A 26742-nucleotide genomic window follows, 5' to 3' on the forward strand; every position below is an offset into this window, starting at 1 on the left:
TCGTCATTTCTCCGCGATGGCGAACGTGGTACTTTTAGCTAAAAATCAGATCTGTACAGCATGGATAGCATGGATAAAATTCATTGGGCTTTTACTGACCGGATACTGGAATTCTTTAAAGAAACCGGTCATGTAATGAGATTTACAGGGCGTTTTTTTTCTATGGGTTTGAAACCCCGGTTTGAAGTAAAAGAGCTGCTGACTCAGTGTTATTTAATTGGTTACAAGTCCCTGCCGCTGATTGGTTTGACCGGATTTATTATGGGCCTTGTATTGACTATGCAATTAAGGCCCTCCCTGATCAGTTACGGGGTCGAATCTGAGTTGCCCGTGATGGTGGGCATAGCTATTGTTCGCGAGATTGGCCCGGTAATTACTGCCTTGATCTTTGCCGGTAAAATCGGTAGCAGTATTGGCGCCGAATTAGGCTCCATGAAAGTAACCGAGCAGATCGACGCCATGGAAGTAAGCGGTACCAACCCCTTTAAATATTTAGTAGCCACACGGGTGTTGGCATCAACTTTAATGTTGCCTATCCTTACTATCCTCAGTGATGCAATCTCCCTGTTCGGCGCCTATATCGGTGTCAATATCCGATCGGTGACGAGTATTCGCCTGTTTTACACCCAGGTATTTGATAGTTTAAGCTTTGGTGATCTTACTCCAGCTGTTATAAAAACTTTTTTTTTCGGCTTTGCGGTAGGCATTGTTGGCTGTTATAAAGGCTATAATTCCAGTAAAGGGACGCGCGGTGTGGGTAGTTCTGCTAATACTGCCGTAGTGTTGGCTTCGGTGCTGATATTTATCATTGATTTATTGGCCGTGCAACTTACCGATGTTCTTGGACTAAACTAAATGCAATGGAAACGCCAATCAGATCATCAACAACAGGCAAGATAACGGGAAAACCGGAAGCTGTAATTGAGATTGAACATCTTTGTAAAAGATTTGGGGAGAATGTGGTACTGAATGATTTTAATCTCAAAGTGTATGAGAATGAAAATCTGGTGGTGCTCGGTAAATCGGGGTCTGGAAAATCTGTCCTCATCAAATGCATCATCGGGCTTTTAAAGCCGGATAGTGGTAAGATCATTGTGCTGGGGAAAAATATACCGGAATTAGATCACGAAGATCTGGACAAGATCAGGACCAAAATCGGTTTTCTTTTTCAGGGAAACGCTCTTTATGATTCCATGACCGTCAGAGAAAATCTTGAATTTTCCCTCCGAAGGCAATGGATCAGGCTGCCGCAAACCGAGGTAGACGCCATGGTGAAAGAAGCCCTGGACAATGTGGGCCTGCCGCATACCGTGGATATGATGCCTGCCGAGCTTTCCGGAGGGATGCTCAAAAGGGTAGCGCTGGCCCGTACATTGATTCTTAAACCTGAGATCATTCTGTATGATGAGCCAACCACCGGGCTTGACCCTGTAACCGCAAGGGAGATCGATAATCTCATTTTATCCCTGCAGAAAAAATACCATACGGCTTCCATCATTATATCTCATGATATGAATTGCGTTAAAAACACAGCCGACCGGGTAGTTTTACTGTTGGACGGAAAGTGTTATATGGAAGGTACTTACCAGGAACTGGAGGATGCTACAGATGAAAATATTAAACAATTTTTTGAATAACAAACTATGGCAAACCAGGGAGAAAATAACATCAAATTGGGTGTATTTACATTGGCAGGATTACTGGTGCTGATATTTTCCTTTTACATGATCGGGAAGAATCACAACCTGTTTGGAGGTGGTTTTGAAATAAAAGTGCGCTTTTCCAATTTGAACGGATTAATAGCCGGGAATAATGTTTTATACTCCGGTATTCAGGCCGGAACGGTTAAAGACATGCAGTTGATTAACGATACGTCGATTGAAGTGATTTTGTTGATCGACCCTAAAGTAGGTTCATTTATTCATAAGGATGCTATCGCTACAGTTGGGACCGAAGGGCTGATGGGTAATAAAGTTATTAATATTCAGCCCGGAACGGGCAAAAGTTTCGCGATAAGCAAGGGTGATTACCTGCAAACCCGTAAAGCTGTAAGTACTGATGCCATGCTGCAGACCCTGGATAAGACCAATAATAATATTGCGCTTATCTCCGAAGAATTAAAAAGCACGGTTCAGCGTATCAACGAAAGCAAGATTTTGGAATTGTTGAACGATAAGGAATTAAGTCCGGTTCTCCGGTCTTCTTTAAAAAACATTCATGAAGCCACAGCAAATGCCAGAGATATGGCTGTAAACCTGGACATCATTGTAAAAGGAATCAGAAAGGGAAGGGGCGCAGCCGGACTTTTACTAACCGATACAGCCTTTGCTGGGAATTTAAATAACACAATGCAGAAGGTAAGTTCGGTTAGTGATCAAGCAAACCTGGCGACCATTCGACTGAATACATTGATCGAAGCCGTTAGCCAGGACCTGTCATCGAAAGATGGCTCCCTTTACGTATTGCTCCGTGACTCCGCTGTGGCCGGGCAACTAAAACAAACCGTGAAAAATATTCAAGACGGCACCGCCGGGTTTAATCAGAATATGGAGGCCTTAAAACATAATTTTTTACTGAGGGGCTATTTTAAAAGCCTTGAAAAAAAGAAAAAGAAAGGCCAATAACTAAAACTAAGAATATTTTAACACAAAAAATCGCCAGGTTGTTGTGGATTTAATAGCAAGCGCAAAACACAGGTATGTTTTGTTTGGGAGATGTGAAAAATAAAAAAACGGAACCGGGATCGCCGATTCCGCAATGCGGCAGTACATCAGTCACTAAAGACAAAATGTACTGCTTCATCTACCGAAACAGGAATAAATTCCATCCATCGGGTAATACAAATATAGCTTGAGGGAAATTCTGGAAACTTGTAGTTTGTCATATATTGCATTGATCTTCATCATTTATTCCCCCGATTTTATAGGGTCGGCGCTGTTTTTTGAGTGGAACGGAAATGAATAGCGATCGAATTTTACCACAGTTGTTGTTATATTTTAAATTGCAGTTTGCAGGCCTGAAGCTATGGCCAACTAAGCTGGCTTTAGCGCGAAAGCAGATCTTTTTCCCGGTTTTAATAATTCAATCCATATTACCGATAGTATGCCCGCTCCCGAGCTGATGGACAACTGAGCAATACTTAAAGGTTCAAATCCAAAAAACGCTGACAAGGGATGGATATAAAACAATGATCCGGAAACAATTAAAGTGATACCGAGCACAACAGGCACCAGGTTATTGCGGTATTTAATGGTGGTTAATAGGGAATAATAAAAGGAACGGTTTACCAATGTTAGTATGATGTTGGCCGCAATTAATGTGCTGAATACCATAGTACGGGTAACAGGCTCATTAGAGTGCTGGTATACGGCAAACCAATAGATACTTAACGTTCCGGCGGTGATGACCAATCCCTGAATAACACTTGTTATAAGCTCCTTCCAGTCAAAAAAGGTTTGGGTAAATGCCCTGGGCTTTTGCAGCATGCTATTCTTTTCAATAGGTTCATTTTCATAAACGATAGAACAGGTGGGGCCCATGATTAATTCGAGAAAGATAATATGTATGGGCGAAAAAATATTGGGATAGATCCAGCCGAAGAACAGCGGAATGAAAACGGTGAGGATAATAGGGATGTGAATAGAAATGATATACTGAATGGCTTTTTTAAGATTGGCGTATATTCTTCTGCCCATGGCAACCGCATCTGTCATTTTTGACAGGTCATCATCTGCAAGAACGAGGGAGGCAGCTTGTTTGGCAATCTCTGTTCCTTTTTTGCCCATTGCAATGCCAATATGTGCCGCTTTTAATGCAGGTCCGTCATTTACGCCATCGCCGGTCATGGCCACAATTTGGTTACCTGTTTTCAGGGCTTGAACCACCCTCAGCTTCGCCTCGGGGAACATTCGCGTAAATACATTGATTTGGAGAACGGTTTCCTGTAATTCTTCATCGCTTTGTATCATTAACGCCGCGCCGTCTATGCATTTATCATATCCCTTGAAGCCGATTTGCCTCGCGATGGATGCAGTTGTCGCCGCATTGTCGCCGGTAATGATCTTTACCCCTATACCTGCTTTATAGAATGTTTTCAGCACATCGGTAATATTTGCTTTTGGAGGATCGTAAAAAGCCACGATCCCTTTAAATGTGAATCGGAATTCCTGTTGGCTGGCAGGGAACGCATCATCTCCAAAAATGGCTTCTCCAACTCCCAACACCCGGTAACCATCATCAGTAAGTGTGGCTATAGCAGCCATGGTATGTCTTCGTTCGTCTTCGCTCAGTAAACATAAACGCATGATAGCCTCCGGAGCCCCCTTGGCGGCAATGATCCGGTGCCCCGAACCATCAGCGAAAATATGAGTCATCATGGGAGGCTTGCCGCCCAGGGGGTATTCATGGATCATTTGATAAAACGGCCTTTCATCAGCCGCAAATATTTGCGTATAAGTATGATGCAGGGCTATCTCCATTGGGTCAAACGGTACAGGCTCACTGGCCCACATAGCTATCCTGATGAGTTCCCGTTCATTTGGATCAAACAGCGCTGCATCATTAGCAATGTGGTTTGATCTCAGCGCGAAGACACCGGCCAGGCTCATCCTGTTTTCGGTGATCGTTCCCGTTTTGTCTGTACAGATCACAGTAGCGCTGCCTAATGTCTCCACCGTTTTCATTTGTTTAACCACGATTCCCATCTTCATCAAACGCCAGGCGCCAATGGCCATAAAGGTGGTAAAGGCTACCGGTATTTCTTCTGGTAATATACTCATCGCCAGCGTAAGTCCTTTCAGCAGGCTATCTAAAATGAGGGCAGAACGGTAGTAATTGATGGCCCAGACAATCAGGAATACAACGACACCCGCAATCACCATCTTTTTGACAAAACTACCGATCTGCAATTCCAGTGGGGTTTGCTCCTCTGATATAGCTTCCAAACTTTGGCCAATTTTTCCCAGCTTTGTTTCATGGGCGATGGCTGTTACTGTAGCAATGGCCAATCCGCTGGCCACCGTGGTACCCCGGTAAATAAAATGGTCACTTTGTTCTGGATCTTTATAAACGGGCAGTGATTCCCCGGTGAGAATGGATTCGTTAACCGAGAAATCATTTGACTGAACAATTGTGGCATCAGCCATAATGGCTGCGCCTTCTTCAACAACCAGGCTGTCGCCCACAACCACTTCGTCGGCACTTATACTTACTGTTTTGCTGTTCCGGATAACACTACAGCCAGCCTGTGTATAGTTCTTGAGCTGTTCCAGCGCATTGCGGCTCCGGGAGTCCTGATACAGGGAAATAGCCGAAACCAGTACAATTGCAGAGGCCAGGAAAAAACCATCGCCGGTATTGCCGCTGATAAAATAAATCCCTGAGGTTGCCAGGAGCAGCAGGACCATAGGCTCTTTGGAAAGGCTTTTGACCGCATCAAAGAAACGATTCCCTTTTTTAAAAGCCAACCGGTTAAAACCAAATTGGTTTCGGGCTTCGATAACCTGCGCATCATTCAATCCGCTTATGCCGGCTATTTTTGCAGTTGGATATCCGGGGCGAACGGTAATAGGAGTAGTTTCCATTATTTATTTTTTAGGCATCGGATAAGCCGTAATTAAAAAGACTTTTGGATAGCTAAACCCGATTTTCTATAAACGGCTTGAGTCCATTGTCAAAACCGCAGCTCCGCTAATCTGGCCTTTCCTTAATTTTTTAATGGCCTGTGAAAGACTGAATACGGTTGTCTGTGTATGAACAGGGATTATTTTTAATGTATCAAAAAAGGGCAGACCATTTTGGCGGGGCAGTTTAGCCGCTGATTTGATCATCCGTTCCTGACTTGCTTTTTTGAATATCATGGACTGCGTAAACCCGGGAGTTTCCATTTTAACGCAATTACAGTTTATCTGAAGGAACAACGTTTGCTTTGGGTATGTTTTAAATAACCGCGCAGCAGTCAGGCGGAAACACCAGTAGCGGAATGGTGATATGCTTAGCCAGTCTCTGCGTATGGCTGCCGCTAATCAGCTTCGAAAGAAAATTATGCGGGCGGTGAACCATGGCCAGCATATCAATCTGGCTGTGTTCATAAAGCCAGTTCAGGCCACTATCTACATCTACGCTCCTGACATGGCGGTAGTAGATTTTTGGATAATTGGCTTTATCGGATACTTCACTGAGAAAATTATCTATATCCTGTTTTTCCCTGAGGTTTTCACTTTTTTCATCAGTAACATGACTAACCAGGATCTCCGCGTTGAAATAACGCGCCATACTGGCCAGGGAATGAATTACCTCGATATCGCTCTTGCTTAAATCAGTGGCAAAGGCAATCTTTTGAATGGGCTTATATATAAAATCAGCCGGAATAAGGATAACCGGGAAATTGGCTTTTTCTATCAGCTCCCTGCTGTTGCTGCCCAGGAAAAATCGACTGAGCCCCCCTGCACCTGACATGCCCATCACCACCAGGGACATTTTTTGTTCTCCCACCACATTTCTGATCACTTCTGTTACTGAGCCAACCTCGCTGCTGTAACCAATGGCCGGTTGATAATCCGGCGGCAGGCCTTCTGCCTGGTCTTTCAGTTTTTGCTTTAATTTTTCTACAGAAAGCTCCAATTGCTCTGTTGTGAAATTTTTCATAGAGGTATAATCTTCCAACGGCCATGCTACTTGCGGCGCCATCCGGGCCTCTGCTGGCACTGAAATCGCGCTGCATAACCTGATCCCTGTTTTCATGCCTTTGGCCAGGTGCAGGGCATAGCGCGCGGCATTGTTTGCGGGAGCAGAAAAATCGGTAGGGACTAATATGGTTTTCATATTGGGTGGTTTTAAAGTGTTGCGTTACAAAGGTTGATTTTTTGCTTCTCCCGTTAAATGATCCTGGTCACTTGCGTATATGATAACAGGCATAAAAATATAATACCATACAAATCATCATGGATTACGATTAAAGCGAGCGGTCTATATCTTTTTTATTAAGAAAGCACCAGGCGGGGCAGCCTCGTTATTATTTAGGGTAGTTTGAACAGGTGATCAAGCTGCTTATCAGCAAAATTGTTTCTAATTGATAAAGATGCTTTCCTGCCCGTTTGAGTTTGGCGGGATATGACGCTGCAATGCCCGGATGAAGAGATCACCCATTAAACGCAGCAGGAAAGCTGTTTCAATTTTATGGAACCCCCGGTCGGCCACCACATGATTGGTATCATGATATTGTTTGGTGAGGTCCGGCGTTATGGTGTTACTGAGATTGAAACTGTTTGGCTGATTGTCCTGAAATTGGGGATCAGTCAATTTTTACTTCTTTTTTGGCCGTCAGGGCTTTGTCTGATTTTTTAAGATCAATGACCAGTAAGCCATCTTTGTATGATGCTTTGATCTTTTCTTCCAAAACGTTTTCGGGCAGCTTAAAGCTACGGGTGAAGGCGCTTTTTGAAAACTCCTTACGGGTGTAATTTTCTTTTTCTTCCTTTTGTTCGCTGCTGGTTTCCGCGCTGATCGTTATCAAACCATTTCCTGTAGAGACCTTAAAATCGTCCTTTTTAAAGCCGGGTGCCGCTACTTCCAGTTCAAAATTATCTTTTGTTTCCCGGACGTTAACTGCAGGTAATTGCTCGCCTGAAAACAAAGGTTTGTCAAAAAACCTGTCGGTGTTCCAAAAATCTTCCATCATTGACCTTAATGATGGAAAGCTGTTAGTTTTTACTAAAGTTGACATAATGATTTATTTAATGGTTACAGTTCAAATTTCCTATTATCTGTGGCCAATCACGATGACCCAGATCAGTTTCCATTGTGACGTTCATCAATAATTTGGCTTCATCTACGCGCTAATTTTACCGGATATTAAAAGCCATTAGTTATGGACAACGCAAATGATGCATCTATTAATGATGCTGTTTATTTACAGTCTTTTGGGGCAGCAGAAACTGTTACAGGTTCAAAACACCTGCTGCAAACACCGGAGTTGAACATCCTGGTAGATTGTGGCTTATTTCAGGGTATCAAGTCTCTCCGGGAACGAAACTGGGAAAGACCGCCGGCTGAACTTTCGGCCGTTGATGTGATGATCCTTACCCATGCACATCTTGATCATTGCGGGTATATTCCTTTATTTGTTAAAAACGGATACGGGGGCAAAATTTATATGAGCCCACCCACCCGAGACCTGGCAGAACTCATTTTGAGGGACAGCGCAAAATTACAGGAGGAGGATGCTGATAAAGCCAATAGGCGCGGTTACAGCAAACACCGGCCGGCCGAACCATTATATACAACGGAGGATGTGGAAACAGCGTTACAGCAGTTTGTGACGTTGGAGCCCGAACGTGCCTTCCGTTTGAATGAGCAGATCTGGTTTAAGTTTTTCCCCGCCGGTCATATTGTTGGGGCCTGTTCTCTGGAGATTACTTGTTATGGAAAAACTATTGTATTTTCTGGTGATATCGGGCGTTATCATTCAGAATTGCTTCCTCCGCCGGTTCATCCGGTTAAGGCTTTTGTGGTGATGGAATCCACATATGGGGATCGGCTGCATGACGCCGCTGATCCGGCGGAAGCATTTGGCCTGGCCATCAAGGATACGATTTTTAGGCGCGGTAACCTGCTGATCCCCTGTTTTGCTGTGGGCCGGGCACAGGATGTGATACATGTTTTATACCGGCTTAAAAAATCCGGGGGAATACCTCAAAGCATCCCGGTTTTCCTGGATAGCCCTATGGCGGCTTCGGCCGGCCGTTCTTTGTTGAAATACCCGGGCTGGCTAACAATCCCCGAAGCAGAAACTACCCGCATGTTCAGCGGGGTGACTATTAACCCGGATTATCACCATACAGAAAAAATCATCCGTCAAAAAGGAAGTAAGGTGGTGCTCGCTGCAAGTGGGATGCTCACAGGTGGCAGGGTGTTGGAATATCTTAAACATTACCTCGGGGATGCAAGGAACACTGTACTGATGATTGGATACCAGGCTGAAGGCACCCGGGGAAGAGCCCTGCTTAACCAGGTGCCAGAAATTAAGATACATGGGCAATATTACCCGGTTAGAGCGCGGACTTTGGAGATCGGCGGCTTATCAGCACATGCAGACCAGCGCGAATTGCTAACGTGGATAAAAGGATTTGAACCGGCGCCCGCGGAGGTCTTTCTTGTACATGGTGAGCCCTGCGCGCAGGAGGCACTCCGGGTGAAGCTAAAAGATGAACTTCGTGTTCCCGTTACGATCATGAAGGAAGGCCGGCCAAAGTTACTGTTCCCGATAAAGCGTAATGAGTTAAAAGAGCAGCCCTTTACCGGAATGGAAAATGAAGATCCGGTTAAACCGGCTGGTTTGCCCGTCTGAAAAATACAGAAGATCAGGCTATTTTGTGCCGGATATCATTTTTTGGGAGATCGGTGGCATCTAAATTTGGTAGTACATTTTGCTTTAAATAGGGAGGAGATATGCCAAGTCTGAAATTTAATTTTTTACACCCTGTTAAAGGCCGGGCTTGTTTGAGCCGCCTTTGTGGTGATACGTATACAGCTCAACAAATTTTGGTTGACAGTGAAGGAAAGAAAGACTTTGAAGTTGCTCTGGGCCCATGTGATGATGGTAAATACCGGTTCATTCTTAACTGGGAATATGAAAACAGGCAATTTACCCACCTCACCGAATTCGTGATTCGTGCACAGGAACTGCTGCTGTACCAGGATTGATAAAACTACTTCAGGTCTGGATATTAGATTGTTAACCAGTAAGCCGTCCGTCATGTCAGGAGAATTAAACGAAAACCAGATAGAGGGTTTATTAAAAAGCCAGGTGCTTAACCGGTTTGGCTGGTTAACCGGGAATGTGTTATAATGAAAAAGCAAGTTGCAAAAGTTTAACCTAACTGTATCCTATGATAAATAAAATGCCGACGACCGTAAAACTTGCTATAGAATTAATAGGCCTGTTTGTTTTAGGAACTATCTTGGTGGCTGGAAATACAATCATAATGCCCATATTAATGGCATTTTTCTTCAGCTTGATGCTCTTGCCTATATTTCGTTTTTTCAGAAAACTAAAACTGCCCGAAGTTATTGCTGTTTTTTTGCCGATATTATTATTAACTATTGTAATAGCGTTAATCATTTGGTTGTTTTCCAGCCAGGTGGGGGCTTTGTTAAATGATTTTCCGCAAATAGAAAGGACCGTAGCTAAACATTTGGATAATTTAAGTATTTGGATAAGTAACTCATTTGGATACTCTCCGGCAGAACAGCTGAAATTTATTAACGTACAAAGCCAAAAACTTTTTAATTCCCTGGGCGGTGTTTTGAAAGGCGCGGTAGGGTCTTTATCAGGCATAGTCATATTTATTGGACTGTTGCCGATCTACATATACCTGATCATGCTGTACAGGAATCTTTTTTTAAAGTTCGTGCTGATGTGTTTTAAACAAGATGAGCATCAAAATGTAGAAGAAGGTATCCGTCAGACGGAGCAAATGGTAAAAAGCTACCTGGTTGGCTTATTGATACAAATCGCCTATATCATTATACTTTTAGGGGGAATATTGTGGCTTTTTGGTATCCAAAATGCGTTACTGATAGGGATCATCTTTGCTTTTTTAAACCTTATTCCTTACCTGGGGGCCTTAATTGGTAATATTTTAGGTGTATTGTTAACCCTTGCTTCATCTGATAGTATTGCAGATGTACTGATCGTATTAGGCGCTATTACGTTTGTGCAATTGCTGGATAATAATATTTTAATGCCACGGATTGTAGGCTCACAGGTAAAAATTAACCCGCTTGTTTCCATTCTTGGGATCATTATAGCGGGCAGCATGGCTGGTATATCGGGTATGTTCCTGGCGATGCCTGTTCTTTCTATTTTAAAAATAGCGTTTGATCGCTCTGAAAATTTTAAGCAATGGGGGGTACTCCTGGGCGATGAGCGACCCTGTAAAAAGCCTGATGGAAGTTTAATGAGATAGTTGAGATAGTTGGTTAGTTTTCCCCGGTATTGCTTTGAAAGCCTGGATAACGACCAATGGTAGCATTCCCGCTGCTATTGCGGTAACCCATAATTTAAGCGAAAGTACCGATAGCCCTAACACTAAACGGATACCGGGGATTGCAAAAACCATTAGTGTAAGGCCGCTACAGATGAAAACTGCCACCCATACAAATTTGTTCCTGGTAATTTCATTATTAAAAAAGCCAGAACCCTTCGAAGACATGTTGAACACATGAAATAATTGTGCAAACGTGAGCGTGATAAACGCTACGTTATTGCATACAGCGTCGTTGGTATGAATCACCTCTTTACAGTAAACTACTGCAATAATTACTGCCGAGGTCATGGTTACGGAGTATAAGGCAATAACCATCCAGCCTTTATTGGTAATGATTTCCTTTGCAGGGTCTCTGGGTGGTTTCTGCATCACTGTTTTATCGCCTGTACCTAAGCCCAGTGCCAGCGCGGGGAATATGTCTGTAACCATATTTAAGAAAAGGATCTGCAGGGGCAGTAAAGTAGCCGCAGGGGTAATAATACCTAAGATGGTTACAATAAAAATCTCACTCAGATTACAAGACATCAGGTAGACGACGAACTTTTGAATGTTTTGAAATATTTCTCGGCCATGGGCTACCGCCTCAGCAATTGAAGTAAACGAATCATCTTTCAAAACAATACTGGCTGTTTCTTTAGCAACCTGGGTTCCTCTTATTCCCATAGCGATACCAACATCTGCTTTTTTTAATGCTGGTGCATCATTAACACCATCGCCTGTCATGGCTACTATTGACCCGGCCTTTTGAAAAACGTCGGCAATTTCCAGTTTTTGTTTGGGTGAGGCACGTGCAAAAACGGCAGTAGCCAGAATACGCTCCTTCCATTCTTTTGTTAATGAGTCACTCGTAGGAAGCTCCCTTCCGGTGATTACATTTTTGTTGTTTTCATCAATTAAACCTACTTCCCTGGCTATATTTAGGGCCGTTTGCGGATGGTCACCGGTAATCATCACCACTTTAATGCCTGCATTTCTACAAGTAAGTATGGCCCCCTTAATATGTGTTCTGGGTGGATCAAGAAAACCAGCCATACCAATATAAACCATATCACTCAAATAATTGTGGTCATCGAGTGTGTTGTCCGACCGGTAGGCAAATGCCAATACCCGCAGCCCGGTCGTTGCCATTTTCTCCGATTTTGAAAGTATGGCAATCCGGGATTCATCATCCAATACTTTTATAAGCGTGCCCGATTGAACTTTACTGCATTTCTCCAGCAATCTTTCAACAGATCCTTTAGCAGCAGCAAAATATCCCGATGATGTTTGGTGCAAAGTACCCATCATCATGATCTCTGAACTAAATGGAATTTCTCCGATACGTACGTATTGTTTGTTTAATGCATCGGTATCCAAACCCCCGGCAACTGCTATTTGTAACAACGCAACTTCCACCGGATCACCGGAGAACTTCTTTTCCCCACCGCTCATTTCGTCTGTTGCAATGATGGTATTATTGCATAGAATACCAGTTAATAGCAATTTTTCAAAGTTTTCGGCGCTCACGTTAATCACATCGTCCGGGAAATTTAAACTATTATTTTCTATGATTACTTTGATACTTTCCTCCGGAAACGCCAATGTATCTGCATAGATCTTATTTTCAGTTAAGGTTCCGGTCTTGTCAGTTAGTATCACCCCGGTACTCCCCAGCGTTTCTACCGCGGATAATTTCTTTACGATCGCATTACGCCTGGCCATAAGCAACATCCCAAAGGATAAAGCAACCGTTGACACAATAGGTAAACCCTCAGGTATGGCAGCCACCGCCAGCGCAATGGATGTTTCAATGATGATCAATATTTGCTTACCCTGGATAAACCCTGTTGCTGCAAAAATAGCGGTCATAGCCAGTGTTATCCAGATCAGTTTCCGACTCAATCTATTCAGTTTTTTATCCAGTGGCGTGGCTGTATCGGTCGAATTTTCCACTAAAGCGGTAATCGTGCCTAATTGCGTATGTGCTGCAATACCAGTGATCACCATTTTTCCGTTCCCGCTGAGCACGGACGTGCCTTTAAAAGCCATGTTTTTTTGATCCCCAACCACAGTATCCTCAGTTAATGCTGCTGTGTTTTTTTCAGATGGAAGGGATTCGCCGGTAAGCGATGATTCATCACATTGCAAGCGGTGCACCTCTACTAAACGGCCATCTGCCGGGATTATATCCCCGGCCTCCAGCGGAACCAGATCGCCGGGAACCAGCTGTTCCGACGGGACTGATTTTGTTTTACCATCGCGGATCACCTTTGCCAGTATGACGTCCATTTTTTTGAGTGCCTTCATAGAACTGCGTGCTTGCACTTCCATAAAAAAGCCAATCAGGGCATTGATAATAATAACAACCAAAATGGCTATTGTCTCCAACAGATCTTTAAAGTAAAGTGAAACGGTCGCCCCCAATACCAGGAGGTAAACGATTGGGCTCCTGAATTGCAACAGCAGGATAAACCAGAGGCTTTTTTGCTTTTGAGTTTTATAGATATTAAGCCCGTAGGATTTACTGCGTTTTGCAGCCTCATTTTGAGGAATACCTTTATTCACATTTGTTTGAACGAGTGTTGCAACTTCCTCCAGGGATAATGAAAAAGGGTGATCTAAGGGATATTTCATTATCATTTGGTAAGCTGTTATTTGTTTTCCATTTTATTGAAGGTGAGTAAAGGGATTTTTCCATGAAAGGAGTAATTTTCTGCATTGGAAGGGAAAAATAATTTTTCAAACATGGACCTTGACTGGTGGGTAAACAAAACCAAAAGAGATGGTTTACTGATTTTAATGGCATCGTCAATATCTTCCAGCAAAGCATTGGTGATATCTCTTTCTCTTTTTAGGATACTCACAGTATAATTCGCTTTTTTCTTTAACATAGCCTCCATAAACTCTTTATCAAATGCAAACTCATAAGGATAGGAAATATGCATCATCTCAACAGTCGCCTTTATAGGCCGTGCAAAGGCAATTACTTTATCGAGTTCACGTTCGTAATCGGTCATGTCCGATGCATACAGAATATGCTTTAATTCTTTGAGATGATAATTACTTGGAATGCATAGTACAGGGATTGCAGAACTGGAGATGAGCTTAGCGGTATGGGTCCCGAATATTTTTGTGAGGGCGCCCGCACCACGGGTACTGATACATATATAGGAGCAATGATGTTTGTTTGCATAATCCATGATCCCATCCACCACATCAATGTTAGATACCAGTACCAATTGATAGTTGCTTTCAGGTTCCTCAATAGCCTTGTAGATTTCTGCAATAAATGAAGATAGCTCTTCAACCGTTTTTTTTCTGAAGTTACCGGCATACTCTTCAAAGGCTTGTTCACTCCATTTGAAGGGTTTTAACAGATGGTATACATGAAGAATAATCAATTCGGCTTTGCGTTGCTTCGCCAGCTTAATGGCAAAACGAATTGCGGCCCTTGAATTGGTGGACTGGTCGGTAGTGACGAGTATCTTTTCCATAATTTTATTTATTGGTGATTTAAGGTCAATTGGCGAAAGAACCTGCATTGCTTTTATATTTATTATTGATGAGCAATAAATAAATGTATATCAATAGCTTTCATTAGTCTTTCCGCCATAATAATTACTGCTTTTTTGGCAATGGCTTACTTACAATTACAAATATTTCTTAAAAAATTGAGTTATATAATGATGGCTGGCATTAAAATAGATGATGCAAATCACGAATTCATTTATCAACCTTTTAATAAGATAAAGCACATTCCAACAGTTTCGATGATGTCAAATCAGGATATACTTAGGTGCTAAAATAGATGTGATAAAGGATTTGTTCTAAACAGACATGTTTAGCTGCTTCCGTCTATTGTGTTTGATATCGCTCTATCAAATATATTGTTCTCCAGTCCGTCAATTTTACCCTTGAAGTAGCAGCAATCTTCATGCGGCATTTTCCACACTGCCCTGAATTCGGAAGGGAACCTGATCCCGTTTCTTTCCATATAACCTCCAGCATAGGCGATCCATTTATACTTTTTGAAAGTTCCGTGATCCGTATAATATCGATCTGAAGTTTCAAAGCGAAGAAACTCATGGTGTTTATTGAAGTAGAAAATACCGCTTGCAGAAACACCTCGATCATGAATGATCCCTTCCAGGGTATAATGATCCAATTCTCTCCAGCTAATATAGGGTTGTAGCGCATAGGCTGGGATCAGCATGGTTTCTGCCAAAATCGTTACCAGTTCCGCCACATCCATTTCTTTTCCCTGGGTATCAGATAGTGTGAAAATATTCATCAGCTTGATCAGCATGCTTCCCTTACCATTTTGATATTTATCCCGCGCAGCAAACGGCACTACACCCATCAATTTGGATCGCATATACACGATTCTCGCAGGTGCCGGAAGAAAGTTCACCTGTTTGCATACCAGGGGAGCCCAGTTTTGTTGATTGGCTATTTTTAAAAACGCCTCTTTCCAACTGATGCTACAACAGATCAAATTTTCTTTACCGGCGAAGCCAGAGGCAGACAAGCACTGTTGCAGAACTTCTGGCAAATCCGTTATATCCCGTAGAGGTCGGCTTACCCCGGAGAGATAATACTGCTCGGTTTCAGCCCGAACTTCTGTTGCGAAGATCTTTTTCAGTGATGTGAAAGCGTTAAAGCTAAACATAGGATGATATGATAATAAAGGGTGTCAAAATAGTTCTGGTGCTTATTTAACCATGATCGTGCTAAAAAGAGTCCGGTCAATATCAATGCTGTTCAAAATTGCAGAGATATTGCCCAGGAAAAAATGCCGAAACTCATTTTAGTTCATAAAATATCGGCTGCCGCCGGTTAATATGACTGTTTTTTCCGACATAAGGTCACCATAAAACATGACCGTCATCAGTTTTATACTGCAAATAATTAGGCAGCTTTATATAACAAATTGATTGTGTAAAGTCATGAAAACAATAGTAATAACCAATGATTTTTCAGAGGGTTGGAAACAGGTTGCCCGTTATGGATTTGAACTGGCAAAGCAATTAAAAGCCAACGTACCCCTTTGTAATGCCATGATCATTCCGGCAGAAATTCCACAAACTGGTTTGGCAGGCTGGCCTCCTCATGTTTTTGAGGAGTTGATGGACGACGAAAATTTATCAATTATAAAGCTATGAACACGAAACAATCCGACACTCAATTAGAGTACGAACTACAGGAACTGTATATTTTAAGCGAGCACTGGTTGCAGGACATTTCTTTTATGGAAGATGAAGTGCGTTTTTTTAAGAATATTCTGCTTAAATACCAGGAAGCGTGCCCTCTAAAAGAAATGCCAGCCACGGCAGCAGACTTTATAACAAAAATACGGGGACAGGAACAGCATATAGATTCCCTTAAAATAAAGATTCCGGAATTTCTCCATTTTCTTAAACCGTTCATTGACGATTCGAAAAAGGAAATGGGAATTGATTTTCTGGAAAGATACAATAAGCTGGGAACAGAATTATGGGCTCTGTTTGCAGCGGTGAAGGTAACCAAGACAGACCTATTCAATTACACGGAAGCGATCATGACAAAGGAAAAAGCGGAATAAAAGCGATGATACTCTATATAACCAACTCATCCATGATCTCGATGATGACGTTAACCCTTTCCATCTAATCAGGCATGGGCCCCGACCAAAAGAAATCATCTCTGATTTATTGGTGCTGCTCATCTCTGGATTGATTAGGAGGGTTACAAAAATTTAAATTCGTCGTTCGGATTGTTATGTTGATGGTCACAAATCTCGAAGGAATAACAGGCCCTGATCAGTAAATTAAAAGATGGCGGGTCATTCTTTGAGAGCAATAAAATGGAAAGATTTGAAAGTAAAGCCTTAATTAAAATACCATGAAAAGAATACTTCTGCTTACTGACTTTTCCGAAAACGCTGCGCATGCGGCACGGTCGGCGGTGATGTTGGGAGAAAAGCTGCATGCCGATCTCCTATTACTGCACAATATAGCCGGCATCCCGGTAACACCCTATCATATAGGCGGTGGCTTTGTGGCCGAAGAAACGAGTTGGCAGATGGATGAAAGCCGCGGGCATCTTCTCAAGCTTACCGAGCAACTTGAAGTAATGATTGGTAAGCTGGGTTCAATGAGTTACAACCCGGTTGTACACCGCCAGATAGCCGAAGGCAGCCTCAGCGAGAACATCGTCACTATAGTTAAACAGCAGCAGATTGAAATGATCGTGATGGGCGGCAGGTCTGGAAGCGCTTTTGATCATCTATGGTTCGGGAACGACACCCGGTCGGTGATAGAACAAGCGGGCTGCCCTGTAATGGTCATACCGCAGGAGCACGACCTCGGCATAATAAAAAAAGTGGTTTTCGCCACAGACTTTAACGCCGGGGATATGAAAGCCGTTAAATACCTGGTCAAATTGGGGGAACTATTTGATTTTCAACTGGAAATTGTTCATGTCAGTCAGTTCGGTAAACAGGAAGGAGCGGATGATCAAAAGAAACTGTCGTTCGTGAGCCAGGTCTACAAATTAAATTATCCGAAGATCATATACAAAGATATCAGAGGTAAGGATTTCCTCGCGAGGGTTGATCGTCTCTGCGGGGAAACGGGAGCGGATCTGCTCGCGCTTGTACATTATCCACATTCTTTTTTTTCACGTATGTTGCAGGGCAGTCATACGATGAAAGCCCTCAGTCGTCCGCATATACCTGTACTGGTGTTTCCCGGCAAGAATTGAAAATCAATGATCACGGAACTGCTGCAGATTAATTTTAGTCCTCCGCTGACCATACCTTTTTATTCGCTTTTTTTTCTGGCTGCCGGTCCCTGTCAGTCTTTTACGCTATCGGTTCCTTCCGCATTCCTAAAACTGAAAGCTCAGCGGTTTACCGGAAAGGTCATTTCAAAACAGGTTTCGTCCTGCGGCCTGCTGTAAAAGCTTAAAGTGCCGCCCATCAACTGTACATATCGTTTAACAATGTGCAGCCCCAGTCCCGTGCCGGGGATATTTCCCGAATCATCAACCCTGTGAAAGATCGTGAACAGTTGCTGCTGGTCTTTTTCTGCTATACCGGTGCCATTATCCTTCACGCTGATAGTGATCCATTCCTCCGTAATTTGCAGCAGCAACCAGATACGCGCCTGTTCACCCGCGTATTTGACGGCATTGAACAATAAGTTGGTCAGTGCCTTTCGGATTAGTTCCTGATCGAGTCCGACCATGCCGGCGTTACCCGTTTGTTCATAGCTGAACTGCTGACCAGGCTTGCCCATGAAACATACTTCCTCCATCGTCTCCCGGCACAACGTATCCAGGTCGAAACTGACGGCGCTGGCCATTACCCGCCCGGTATCCAGTTTTTCGAGCGAAAGGAAGTCATCCAGGATAACCTCGAGTCGGTGAACCACAGTTTTAATCTTCAGGCTATGTTTGACGATATTTTCCGTTTCCTGTTTTTGGGCGTATTTTTCGATCAGCGCGGCTGAGAGCATTACCGAGCTCAATGGCGTGCGGAACTCGTGCGACGCAAGCGTGATAAAATTGCTTTTCAGTTTATTCAGTTGATGTTCGTGCTGGTAGGCCCGGGAACGGCTCTTCAGCTCATTCAGGACGATATAGACCAAAAAAGCCACAATCATCAGCACCATGGCGGTTCCGGCGGTCACAAATAGTTTGATCTGTCTCAATGCACCGGATTGCAGGCCGGTGCGGGCGGTCGTAGCCTGCAGTTGGCTGAGGTGCACATAAGAAATCAATCCCAACACCACAACCAGGACGACAGAAACCCCGCAGCCGGTATAAAACAGCAGGCGGAAACGATACATAATATTATCCCCGCGGTCAGGGATTCTCTCATTGCTATGCTCAACATATTTCCTCCAGCCGAGGATCGCTGCTAATTGGTTATTGTTCATCTGTTTTTTTTAGACAATTTATCCTGTTCTGCCCGGTAACGCAATGATGGCTAACAGAAGAAGGCATGAGTTTAGTCATGTTATGCACAATAGTTGCGGGATTTTTCTGACGATGATCACCTCTTGATGTGTCTCCGGTCATATTTTTCGGAGACTGGCCTGCCTAATTTTAGGGGTCGGTAATAAACGGTAACAGTACTATATGATACTACTCTTTGGTGCCGCCAGTACGTGCTGTGTACTGGCAGTCAAGTTATTGAATTTCACAACAGAATGTTAAATTGCTATAGTTAACGAGACTGGAACATGAATATCAAAATTTTGATTATAGAAGATAACTGCGATATCCGCGAAAGCGTAGCGGAGATATTGGAGCTGGCAGGTCATACGGTATATGTTGCCGGTAATGGCAAAGAAGGGGTGGAGCAGGCCCGGATACAGCTGCCTGATATAATCCTATGTGATATCATGATGCCGGAACTGGATGGATACGGTGTGTTGCACCTGTTGGGCAAAGTGCCCCAAACGGCCCATATTCCTTTTATTTTTCTGACAGCTAAGGCCGACAGGGTGGATCTGCGCAAAGCTATGGAAATGGGTGCCGACGATTACCTGACCAAGCCTTTTGACGATGTGGAACTGCTGAACGCAATTGAAAGCCGCTTGAAAAAAAGGGACCAGCAAAAGGACTTTTACAGCAAGACCCTGGACCAGCTGGGCCATCTTGTTGCCCGGAACAATGGACTGGCGGAGTTGCAACGGATTATTCGCGAACGCAAGACGCGGCATTTCAAAAAGAACCAGGTTATTTACTATGAAGGTGATAAAGGGAACGGGCTTTATAGTGTACTTGAGGGGAAAATAAAGACCAGTAAACTGGCCGAGGATGGCCGTGAACTGATCACCGCTATGCATACCGCAGACCAATATTTGGGTATCCACGCATTGTTGGCCGATGATGCCTATGCCGAAACTGCCACAGCGCTCGAGGACAGTCAGCTCTGTCTTATTCCCAAAGAACAACTGGAGCAATTGCTGAGTGTATACCCTGATCTGGCGCGTCAGTTTATTAAGCTGTTGGCTGATCAGATTCGGGAAAACGAGGATCAGCTATTGCAGATGGCTTATCATTCGGTCCGGAAAAAGCTGGCCGAAGCTATTTTGCGCCTGCAGCGTCAGTCCGTTTCCACCGATGCCGGGCTCAAAATATCCCGTGAAGATTTGGCGGCGCTGGCAGGTATGGCTACCGAAACGGTCAGCCGTACCTTATCAGATTTCCGGAGCGAAGGCCTGATTGATAAGAACGGCAATCTGATCACGGTACTCGATTTGAAGCGCCTCGAGCGCATGAAAAACTAAAAGGAGGGTTGGTAAACCTTTCCCGTGCCCATCGCCAGGTTGAACGGAATGTTACGATAATCATGTGAAAACTTCCACCGTCAGTGCTTGTCAGCGAGCAGGCAGCAGCGGCCGAGCACTTCCAGGAGTTCTTCGGAACTGAAAGGTTTGCGGATATAGCCATCGGCGCCTAAGCGCAGGGCAGCCTCCATTTCCGTATTTTCCGAGTTAGCAGTAAGAAATATGAATGGAATGGCCGCGGTTGAAGGTATGGCTTTTAATTCCCGAAACACCTCATAGCCATCGGCCTGGGGCATCATAATGTCGCACAAAATAATATCCGGAAGGCATTCCTGTGCAAGCAACATTCCGGCCCGTCCGTCGGTAGCCGCCACAACCTCGTATCCTTCCAATTCCAACAGCTCACAGGTGTTTTCCCGGATGTCATCATTGTCCTCTATCAGTAAGATCTTTTTCATGGTGGCTGTTTTTTGTTGTGCGGTGAGCTGGCCGCAGACTATCTATAAAATTAACAAAGATTGTTTAATATTCCTATTAGTTTTGAAACGTCCCTTTACTTGATCTGCGGCTGCCGGAAATGCAGTGTGAAGGTGCTACCCTGGCCGGATTGACTCTCAAAGCTGATCGCCCCATCCATGAGGCTCGCGTACCTGTCCACAATATTCAGACCCAGCCCCGTGCCCTGGATCGACCCGGTGTTCCCTGCGCGAAAAAATGGGCTAAACAAATGCACCTGGTCTCCTTCCGGTATACCGATTCCCTGGTCAGAGACAGACAGGCGGCATTCGCCGGTGAGAAGTTCTGTATCCAGCCTGATTATGGTATCTTCAGCTGAATATTTGATCGCGTTGGATAGCAGGTTATGAAGGCAGTTCTTGAGCAATTGCTGATCCAGCAGCACTGGTTCTGTTGCTCCCGTATGCCGGTAAAGTAGTCGTTGTCCTGGTTTGGCCAGCATCTGCATTTCCAGGGCCGTTTCCTGGCAAAATTCAGACAGGTCAAATTCCGTCAGCGAAACGCTGATCTTCCCAGACTCCAGCTTTTCCATTGAAAGAAACTCGCCCAGGATGCCGGAAAGGTTATTGACGGAATTCTTGATTTTGCCTATATGTTTGGCAATATTAAGGTCCGTGTAAGGCTGCGCATATTTTTCGATGAGGGAGGCGGAGAGTTTGATTGCGCTGAGCGGTGTGCGGAACTCATGAGAGGCCATTGATACGAAACGGCTCTTTAGCTGACTCAATTCCTTTTCTTTTTGCAAGGCCCGGTTCAGTTCGTCGGTCCGTTGTGCAACCATGTCCTCCAGGTGTGTAGTATAGGTCTTTACCTGTTCCTCTGCCAGTTTCTGCCGGGTAATATCACGGGCGATCTTGGAGGCGCCGACAACCCGGCCCGAAGTGTCGCGTACAGGCGAAACGGTCAGCGAGATCGGTATTTCCTGCCCAGTTTTGGTTCGGCGCACGGTTTCGAAATGTTCCACCTTTTTGCCTTCGCTAATCGCTTTGATGAGCCGTTTTTCTTCCGCCAGCCGTTCGGCGGGGATGATCAGGCTAATGTGCTTTCCGATTGCTTCGGTGGCGCTGTAGCCGAACAGCCGGTCCGCGCCCCGGTTCCAGCTGGTGATGTGGCCATCCAGATCCTTGGTGATAATGGCGTCATCGGATGAATCGACGATAGCGGCGAGCAGGGCCTGTTGTCTTTCTGACCTGCGCTGAGCGGTTACATCGATCAACGTATGGATTGCGCCGTCGTAGTTTTCTGCCTCGTCCCAAACCGCGATGGAAGAGACCAGGACATACCGGTCGGCACCATCGGGCATCCGGTAGCGGATCTCCTGCCGAACACCATCCTGATGCATTTTGATCTCCATCGTTACGGATTTATCGCCTGCATCGATCTGGCGCCCTTCGTGGTCATATTTCGTTAGGGCCGGGTACCAATCTTTTTGTCCCGTTAGCGGAGTGATTTCGAACAGTGACGCGGCAGCGGTATTATATTCCACCAATACATCGTTTCGGTCGCATAGATATACGGCTATGGGAAGCTTCTCGTAATACTGAATGGAGGAGGGGCGAACATCATCCATAGAAAAAGGTTTTTGTAGTTGTTGATTGCTAATTTACTATAAATTAACAAATTATATATTTTATTTCTTAGTAATCAACAGCGAAACAATACGAGTGACGAGGAGCCCTCCTCTCTCTCCCAAAAAAAAGAATAATCGTTATAACATGGTTTTTAAACTTGAAATTTTATTTATTACCGTTGTACATTTTAGTATAATATTCATTGGCCAGCCGTCCTGACTCAAAATTGGGAAGTATATCGGCCGCCGCTTTTTTAAGAATGGCCAGCCACTGTTCCGGGTGATCATAATACATGGGTAATACCACATTTTCCAGGGTGTCCATGAGGTTCCGGTTTTCGTGAACATCTTTTTCCACCTCCGAAAGTGTGTCTGGTGCCGGTTGTATCAGGAAACAATTATCCTTGTCGCGGGCGAATTCAGGTACCCAGCCATCCGGCATAGACAGGTTAATACTGCCGTTCATCGCAGCTGTTATCCCGCTCGTCCCCGAAGCTTCGTGGTAGAGCCGGGGATTATTTAGCCAGACGTCTGAACCTTTTTTTAACAATGCAGACAGCTGCAACTCATAGCCGGTAAGTACCGCGCAACGGGCAAACGGTTGGGCGCTGGCGATGATCTGGTTGAACAGCCCAATCGACTGCTCATCACGGGGGTAAGGCTTCCCCGCCCATATTAGTTGCACCGGCCGGTTCGTCTGGTTTAGCAGGCTGATAAACCGGGCCCAGTCTGCCATCAGTAAATCGGCCCGTTTATAACCGGTAAAGCGTCGGGCCCAAACTATGGTAAGTGTGTTTTCATCAAACAACTTACCGCATTGATCGGCCACCACCTTAAACAACTCCCGTTTCATTTCTTTTTTTCGACGGATGATCGCCTGGTCATCCCCGATAGCGATTGCGTTATCCAGCGGAGCATCCTTCCAATAATTTTTGTTCTGCGCGTTGGTGATCGAGATGATATCGCAGATACCGGGGTTGCCGCCCCACATTTGTTGTGCCACTTTGCCATGAAGCCTGGAAACGCCATTCGCCTTCCCTGAGAATTTGAGTGCCGCAAGGGTGTAGTTAAATTGATCGCCCGCTAAACCCAGCAGGCTTTTGACCTCATGTTCCTGCAGATGGTAAAAAAAAGACATTTCTTTTAGCAGACTGTATTTATGCGACTCGTTGCCAGCCATCTCCGGTGTATGGGTCGTGAAAACCACTCTTTTTCTTACTTCTTCCAGGCTTTTGTATTTGGCATAGAGGTAGAAGTTAAGCGACAACGCGTGTCCTTCATTCATGTGATAAACATCCGGCGCCATGCCCAATATATCCAGCAAGCTGGCGCCACCGATCCCTAAAACAATGGTCTGCGCAATCCTGCTCGCCTCATTGGGGTCATACAGGTAATGGGTGATAGATCGTGAAAGTTCATCATTCTCCTTGATATCGGTGCTTAGCAGAAACAGGGGGGCGGTACCAAAGGTCTCCGGCTGCAGCAGGTAGGCTTTAACCTGCACCGGAGCGTCATGCACCCTGACTGTAAAAATGATACCGGTATCTTTTAAAAAAGTATATTCTTTTTTGATGAACGTGGTTTTCATCAAGCCCTCGCTGTCCCTGGTTTGGTCATAATAACCATATTTCCAAAGGATTCCTATACCTAACAGGTTTTGCTTAAATTCATATGCACTGCGCATGTGTGAGCCAGCTAAAAAGCCTAATCCGCCGCAATAGGTTTTGAGCGCCTGGTCAACAGCGAATTCCATCGAGAAGTAGGCGACACTCGTGGCATATTTTTCATCCGGCGAGTAGCCGAAAATTTCAGGTTTGGTCATCATCATTTTGAGCGTTAGCTTGTTTTTTCGGCCGCGGGCCGGTAATCATCTACTGCCAGTGGCAATGTTTTCGTTAGTGTTTACCAGAGGGCTCTTTTCATTATTATCAGCATTTAATTAATAGATGCTGCTGCCCGTACCAGCCTGGCCATCATTAATTCCTCATCAGTTTTAATGACACGGACCATTACACGGCTTGCTGCTGTTGATATGGTATTTTCATTTGCTGCATTCTTTTGCACATCCAGTTCCAGCCCTAAAAAACGGAGGCCCTTACAAATTCGTTCGCGGATGATGGCAGCGTTTTCGCCGATGCCGCCGGTGAATACCAGCGTTTCTAAACCTTCCAAAGCGGCAGCGAGCGAACCGATGTGCTTCCTGGCACTGTAACAGAAAACTGCGAGCGCTTCTTTCGCCTGCGTATTTTCGGGTTCCATTTCCAGTAGTTGCTGTACATCGCTTACGCCGGCAATGGCTTTTAAGCCGGCATGTTTGCTGAGCAGTTCCTCCAGTTCGGCCGGTGTCATCTGGTACTGATTTAACAGGAACAACAACACGCCCGGGTCCAGATCCCCGGAGCGGGAACCCATCACTAAGCCGCCGAGTGGACTAACTCCCATTGTGGTATCCACACTGCACCCTTGATCTACCGCGGCCATGCTGGCGCCATTGCCCAGATGAGCGATTATCGTTTTTTGCCGGGCTGCAACCGGATCTTGCGCCATTAGCTCTTCCAGGATATAGGCGAAGGAAAGACCATGGAAACCGTATTTGAACAAACCTTTTTCACGGTATGTTACAGGCAACGGGTAGTTTTTCGCGATAGCAGGCATATGGCGGTGGAAGGCGGTGTCAAAACAGGCTATCTGCCGGCGCCCCGGATAAGCGGCCCGAAATGCCCGTATTGTTGCAAGTTCAACTGGCAGGTGATTTGTTGCCAGGTATGTATATCGTTCCAGGTCGTCGAGCAGCTCATCGGTGATTATTTCAGGTTCGCGGTGGTCCGGTCCGCCCTGTACCAGTCGGTGGGCGATGGTGTTTATGGTTTGATATTTTTTTTGACCACTTAGCCAGGTGATCAGCTCGCTGACAGCGGCCTGGAAATCGGTATAATGTGCTGAACGGCTTTCGAGTAGCTGCCCTGCGGCATCTTTAATTTCCACCCCGGAATTTTCCTGGCCGATTCGGCTAATCTGGCCGCTGAGTTCCAGCAAACAGGTATTTGCCTGGTAAATGCTGAATTTCAGGCTCGAAGAACCGCAATTGACACATAAGCTATAATTTTCTGCCTGTTCAGCCATGTCCTCTCCGGTGATATTATGATGGGATATAATTCGTATTTCTGCAAAGGTAGTATAGGCCATAGCCGCGTAAAATGATCTGGCCGGGTAAAAAAACTGACGGCGGTCATTAACTGGTAGTGGCCTTGATACAACTGGATGCTCCATGACATAAGTTATTCATCCTTGAAATTGTGTCATCCGGATCCCAAAGAAAAACAGGCAACGCGCTGATAGCCGGAAAAATGAGCAGTATCATGCGTAACGCAGTTGCGGGTCACGAAAAACGCGTGGGGCCTTACTGAACTTTGTCTTTATCAGCGAACGGATCAATCAAATTGCCGGCTCGTTTAATTAACAAATTTAATCTATACAGATATGAAAAAGAATATCGGTATACTCTACAAAGTAGCGTGCGTTTTGGTGGCTGCCGCCATTTTGGCTTTATATTTTTTTAGCGTTATTTCCGGCCTGCTGGCTATGCTGTTGCTCGTGATCGCTGCTGGTCTCCTGCTAACCGGCCTGGCTAGTTTTTGTCAATTGTTTTTTCCGTCAAGGATACGGACCCGGAAATCCCTGATCAAATAAGTAGAATGATAAGTGTCACTTTCCGGGCTGCTGCCGGTCATTCCGGTTTTGGGAGGTCCACCGTAATCTTGTCATATGAAAAATCATGTTAATATTAAACACATCAAAAACCTGAACAATGACGGTTTGAGAGGCACTGCCTTTTATAAACAGGAGTTGGGCATCCTGCAGGAAAGACTGCAAGAGATCGCAGCCGACAACACGACGCGCGAAGTACAGGAAGAAGTAGAGCATTTCCAGAACCAGTTTCTGATTCACGGGAATTACCTGGATGAATTAAAGCAAGATATCCACGTCAATGACCAGGACATCGAGGCCGAGCTGCTGCTTACAGGTACCATGGTTTCAGAAGCCGTTGCTAACGAACATTCCCTGATTCATGAGCGTTACCTCAATGAGGAAAAAATATTTAACGACCTGCGTCATGAATTTAACTCCATGGCGGCGAAATGGATGTAAAGATTTTTAAGTGAATTTTACCGAAGTTCCGCTATGAGCAGCTGAATACCTGTTCATAGCGGAACTTCCTGCTTTGGCTGCTGATGGGCTTAAAAAAAGGCACCTTTTGAGCACTGCCCAAAAGAGTGTGCATTAGCCCAATGGCCATAACTGATTTTCCGCTGTGCGCTTCAGTAGCGGCGATATATATTGTTTTGCCCAT

Annotated in this window: 25 protein-coding genes; 12 read left to right on the top strand and 13 right to left on the bottom strand. The window is 44.8% G+C overall.

Translation table 11 applies throughout. From position 1 onward, the window contains the following. Positions 1-69 precede the first annotated feature (69 nt). The 3 genes from AC1D0K_RS07060 to AC1D0K_RS07070 are packed head-to-tail and all read left to right on the top strand — an operon-like array spanning position 70 to position 2624. Positions 70-855, top strand: a complete 786-nt coding sequence (locus tag AC1D0K_RS07060; protein WP_477390462.1) for an MlaE family ABC transporter permease — start codon at positions 70-72, stop codon at positions 853-855. A 5-nt stretch (positions 856-860) separates the two neighbouring features. Continuing rightward, the gene (locus tag AC1D0K_RS07065) at positions 861-1637 is read left to right on the top strand and encodes an ABC transporter ATP-binding protein (protein ID WP_295711443.1); all 777 of its coding nucleotides are present in this window, start codon (positions 861-863) and stop codon (positions 1635-1637) included. 6 nt (positions 1638-1643) lie between these two features. After that, on the top strand, positions 1644-2624 hold the full coding sequence (locus tag AC1D0K_RS07070) for an MlaD family protein (RefSeq protein WP_477390461.1): 981 nt from the start codon (positions 1644-1646) through the stop codon (positions 2622-2624). 408 nt (positions 2625-3032) lie between these two features. On the opposite strand, the gene AC1D0K_RS07075 is transcribed toward AC1D0K_RS07070, so the two are convergent. The 4 genes from AC1D0K_RS07075 to AC1D0K_RS07090 all read right to left on the bottom strand — a co-directional run bounded on the left by AC1D0K_RS07075 (position 3033) and on the right by AC1D0K_RS07090 (position 7723). Next, entirely contained in the window at positions 3033-5582 is a 2550-nt protein-coding gene (locus tag AC1D0K_RS07075) for a cation-translocating P-type ATPase (RefSeq protein WP_477390459.1), read from the bottom strand. Positions 5583-5937: 355 nt separating this feature from the next. After that, positions 5938-6822: a universal stress protein gene (locus AC1D0K_RS07080; RefSeq protein ID WP_477390457.1), complete on the bottom strand. Its 885-nt coding sequence runs from the start codon at positions 6820-6822 to the stop codon at positions 5938-5940. A gap of 243 nt (positions 6823-7065) precedes the next feature. Then, the gene (locus AC1D0K_RS07085) at positions 7066-7299 is read right to left on the bottom strand and encodes a hypothetical protein (RefSeq protein ID WP_477390455.1); all 234 of its coding nucleotides are present in this window, start codon (positions 7297-7299) and stop codon (positions 7066-7068) included. Next, positions 7292-7723: an Hsp20/alpha crystallin family protein gene (locus tag AC1D0K_RS07090; protein WP_477390453.1), complete on the bottom strand. Its 432-nt coding sequence runs from the start codon at positions 7721-7723 to the stop codon at positions 7292-7294. Before AC1D0K_RS07090 ends, AC1D0K_RS07085 begins: the two co-directional genes overlap by 8 nt. 144 nt (positions 7724-7867) lie before the next feature. On the opposite strand from AC1D0K_RS07090, the gene AC1D0K_RS07095 reads away from it, so the two are divergent. From AC1D0K_RS07095 to AC1D0K_RS07105, 3 genes are all read left to right on the top strand, one after another. After that, positions 7868-9346 carry an MBL fold metallo-hydrolase RNA specificity domain-containing protein gene (locus AC1D0K_RS07095; protein WP_477390451.1) on the top strand — a complete coding sequence of 493 codons (1479 nt, stop codon included), beginning with the start codon at positions 7868-7870 and terminating at the stop codon, positions 9344-9346. Between the two features lie 101 nt (positions 9347-9447). Next, positions 9448-9702 (top strand): hypothetical protein, encoded by a 255-nt coding sequence (locus AC1D0K_RS07100; protein ID WP_477390449.1) that lies wholly within the window; start codon positions 9448-9450, stop codon positions 9700-9702. A gap of 197 nt (positions 9703-9899) precedes the next feature. Then, positions 9900-10967, top strand: coding sequence for an AI-2E family transporter (locus AC1D0K_RS07105; protein ID WP_477463033.1), 1068 nt, complete (start codon positions 9900-9902; stop codon positions 10965-10967). Here AC1D0K_RS07105 and AC1D0K_RS07110 read toward each other — a convergent pair. From AC1D0K_RS07110 to AC1D0K_RS07120, 3 genes are all read right to left on the bottom strand, one after another. Then, positions 10956-13661, bottom strand: a complete 2706-nt coding sequence (locus AC1D0K_RS07110; protein WP_477390445.1) for a cation-translocating P-type ATPase — start codon at positions 13659-13661, stop codon at positions 10956-10958. The two genes, AC1D0K_RS07105 and AC1D0K_RS07110, sit on opposite strands and share 12 nt — an antisense overlap. Positions 13662-13678: 17 nt before the next feature. Next, positions 13679-14521, bottom strand: a complete 843-nt coding sequence (locus AC1D0K_RS07115) for a universal stress protein (RefSeq protein ID WP_477390443.1) — start codon at positions 14519-14521, stop codon at positions 13679-13681. 347 nt (positions 14522-14868) lie between these two features. Beyond that, complete coding sequence (locus AC1D0K_RS07120; RefSeq protein WP_477390441.1) at positions 14869-15696, bottom strand: DUF6920 family protein; 828 nt, start codon at positions 15694-15696, stop codon at positions 14869-14871. A 277-nt stretch (positions 15697-15973) separates the two neighbouring features. Here AC1D0K_RS07120 and AC1D0K_RS07125 point away from each other — a divergent pair, with 277 nt between their 5' ends. From AC1D0K_RS07125 to AC1D0K_RS07135, 3 genes are all read left to right on the top strand, one after another. Continuing rightward, the gene (locus AC1D0K_RS07125) at positions 15974-16189 is read left to right on the top strand and encodes a hypothetical protein (RefSeq protein ID WP_477390439.1); all 216 of its coding nucleotides are present in this window, start codon (positions 15974-15976) and stop codon (positions 16187-16189) included. Beyond that, complete coding sequence (locus tag AC1D0K_RS07130; protein ID WP_477390437.1) at positions 16186-16608, top strand: hypothetical protein; 423 nt, start codon at positions 16186-16188, stop codon at positions 16606-16608. The genes AC1D0K_RS07125 and AC1D0K_RS07130 overlap by 4 nt, the downstream gene beginning before the upstream one ends. Positions 16609-16907: 299 nt before the next feature. Beyond that, on the top strand, positions 16908-17768 hold the full coding sequence (locus tag AC1D0K_RS07135; protein WP_477390435.1) for a universal stress protein: 861 nt from the start codon (positions 16908-16910) through the stop codon (positions 17766-17768). A 140-nt stretch (positions 17769-17908) separates the two neighbouring features. On the opposite strand, the gene AC1D0K_RS07140 is transcribed toward AC1D0K_RS07135, so the two are convergent. Further along, positions 17909-18946: a sensor histidine kinase gene (locus AC1D0K_RS07140; RefSeq protein ID WP_477390433.1), complete on the bottom strand. Its 1038-nt coding sequence runs from the start codon at positions 18944-18946 to the stop codon at positions 17909-17911. Between the two features lie 306 nt (positions 18947-19252). Between AC1D0K_RS07140 and AC1D0K_RS07145 the strand changes: the two genes are divergently transcribed. Continuing rightward, complete coding sequence (locus tag AC1D0K_RS07145) at positions 19253-20305, top strand: response regulator (RefSeq protein WP_477390431.1); 1053 nt, start codon at positions 19253-19255, stop codon at positions 20303-20305. 80 nt (positions 20306-20385) lie between these two features. Here the strand turns inward: AC1D0K_RS07145 and AC1D0K_RS07150 are convergent, their stop codons facing one another. The 4 genes from AC1D0K_RS07150 to AC1D0K_RS07165 all read right to left on the bottom strand — a co-directional run bounded on the left by AC1D0K_RS07150 (position 20386) and on the right by AC1D0K_RS07165 (position 25661). Then, positions 20386-20763, bottom strand: a complete 378-nt coding sequence (locus AC1D0K_RS07150; RefSeq protein WP_477390429.1) for a response regulator transcription factor — start codon at positions 20761-20763, stop codon at positions 20386-20388. Between the two features lie 95 nt (positions 20764-20858). Continuing rightward, positions 20859-22391, bottom strand: a complete 1533-nt coding sequence (locus tag AC1D0K_RS07155; RefSeq protein ID WP_477390427.1) for a sensor histidine kinase — start codon at positions 22389-22391, stop codon at positions 20859-20861. A 166-nt stretch (positions 22392-22557) separates the two neighbouring features. Then, positions 22558-24219, bottom strand: coding sequence for an alpha-glucan family phosphorylase (glgP, locus tag AC1D0K_RS07160; RefSeq protein ID WP_477390425.1), 1662 nt, complete (start codon positions 24217-24219; stop codon positions 22558-22560). Between the two features lie 107 nt (positions 24220-24326). Continuing rightward, the gene (locus AC1D0K_RS07165) at positions 24327-25661 is read right to left on the bottom strand and encodes an acetate/propionate family kinase (protein ID WP_477390423.1); all 1335 of its coding nucleotides are present in this window, start codon (positions 25659-25661) and stop codon (positions 24327-24329) included. Positions 25662-25871: 210 nt separating this feature from the next. On the opposite strand from AC1D0K_RS07165, the gene AC1D0K_RS07170 reads away from it, so the two are divergent. Beyond that, positions 25872-26081, top strand: a complete 210-nt coding sequence (locus tag AC1D0K_RS07170; protein WP_477390421.1) for a YgaP family membrane protein — start codon at positions 25872-25874, stop codon at positions 26079-26081. Between the two features lie 75 nt (positions 26082-26156). Then, complete coding sequence (locus AC1D0K_RS07175; protein WP_477390419.1) at positions 26157-26540, top strand: hypothetical protein; 384 nt, start codon at positions 26157-26159, stop codon at positions 26538-26540. A gap of 31 nt (positions 26541-26571) precedes the next feature. On the opposite strand, the gene AC1D0K_RS07180 is transcribed toward AC1D0K_RS07175, so the two are convergent. Then, a complete protein-coding gene (locus tag AC1D0K_RS07180; protein WP_477390417.1) occupies positions 26572-26742 on the bottom strand; it encodes an AAA family ATPase in 171 nt (56 codons plus the stop codon).

It is taken from the genome of Mucilaginibacter sp. P1_A3 (genome assembly GCF_056406855.1).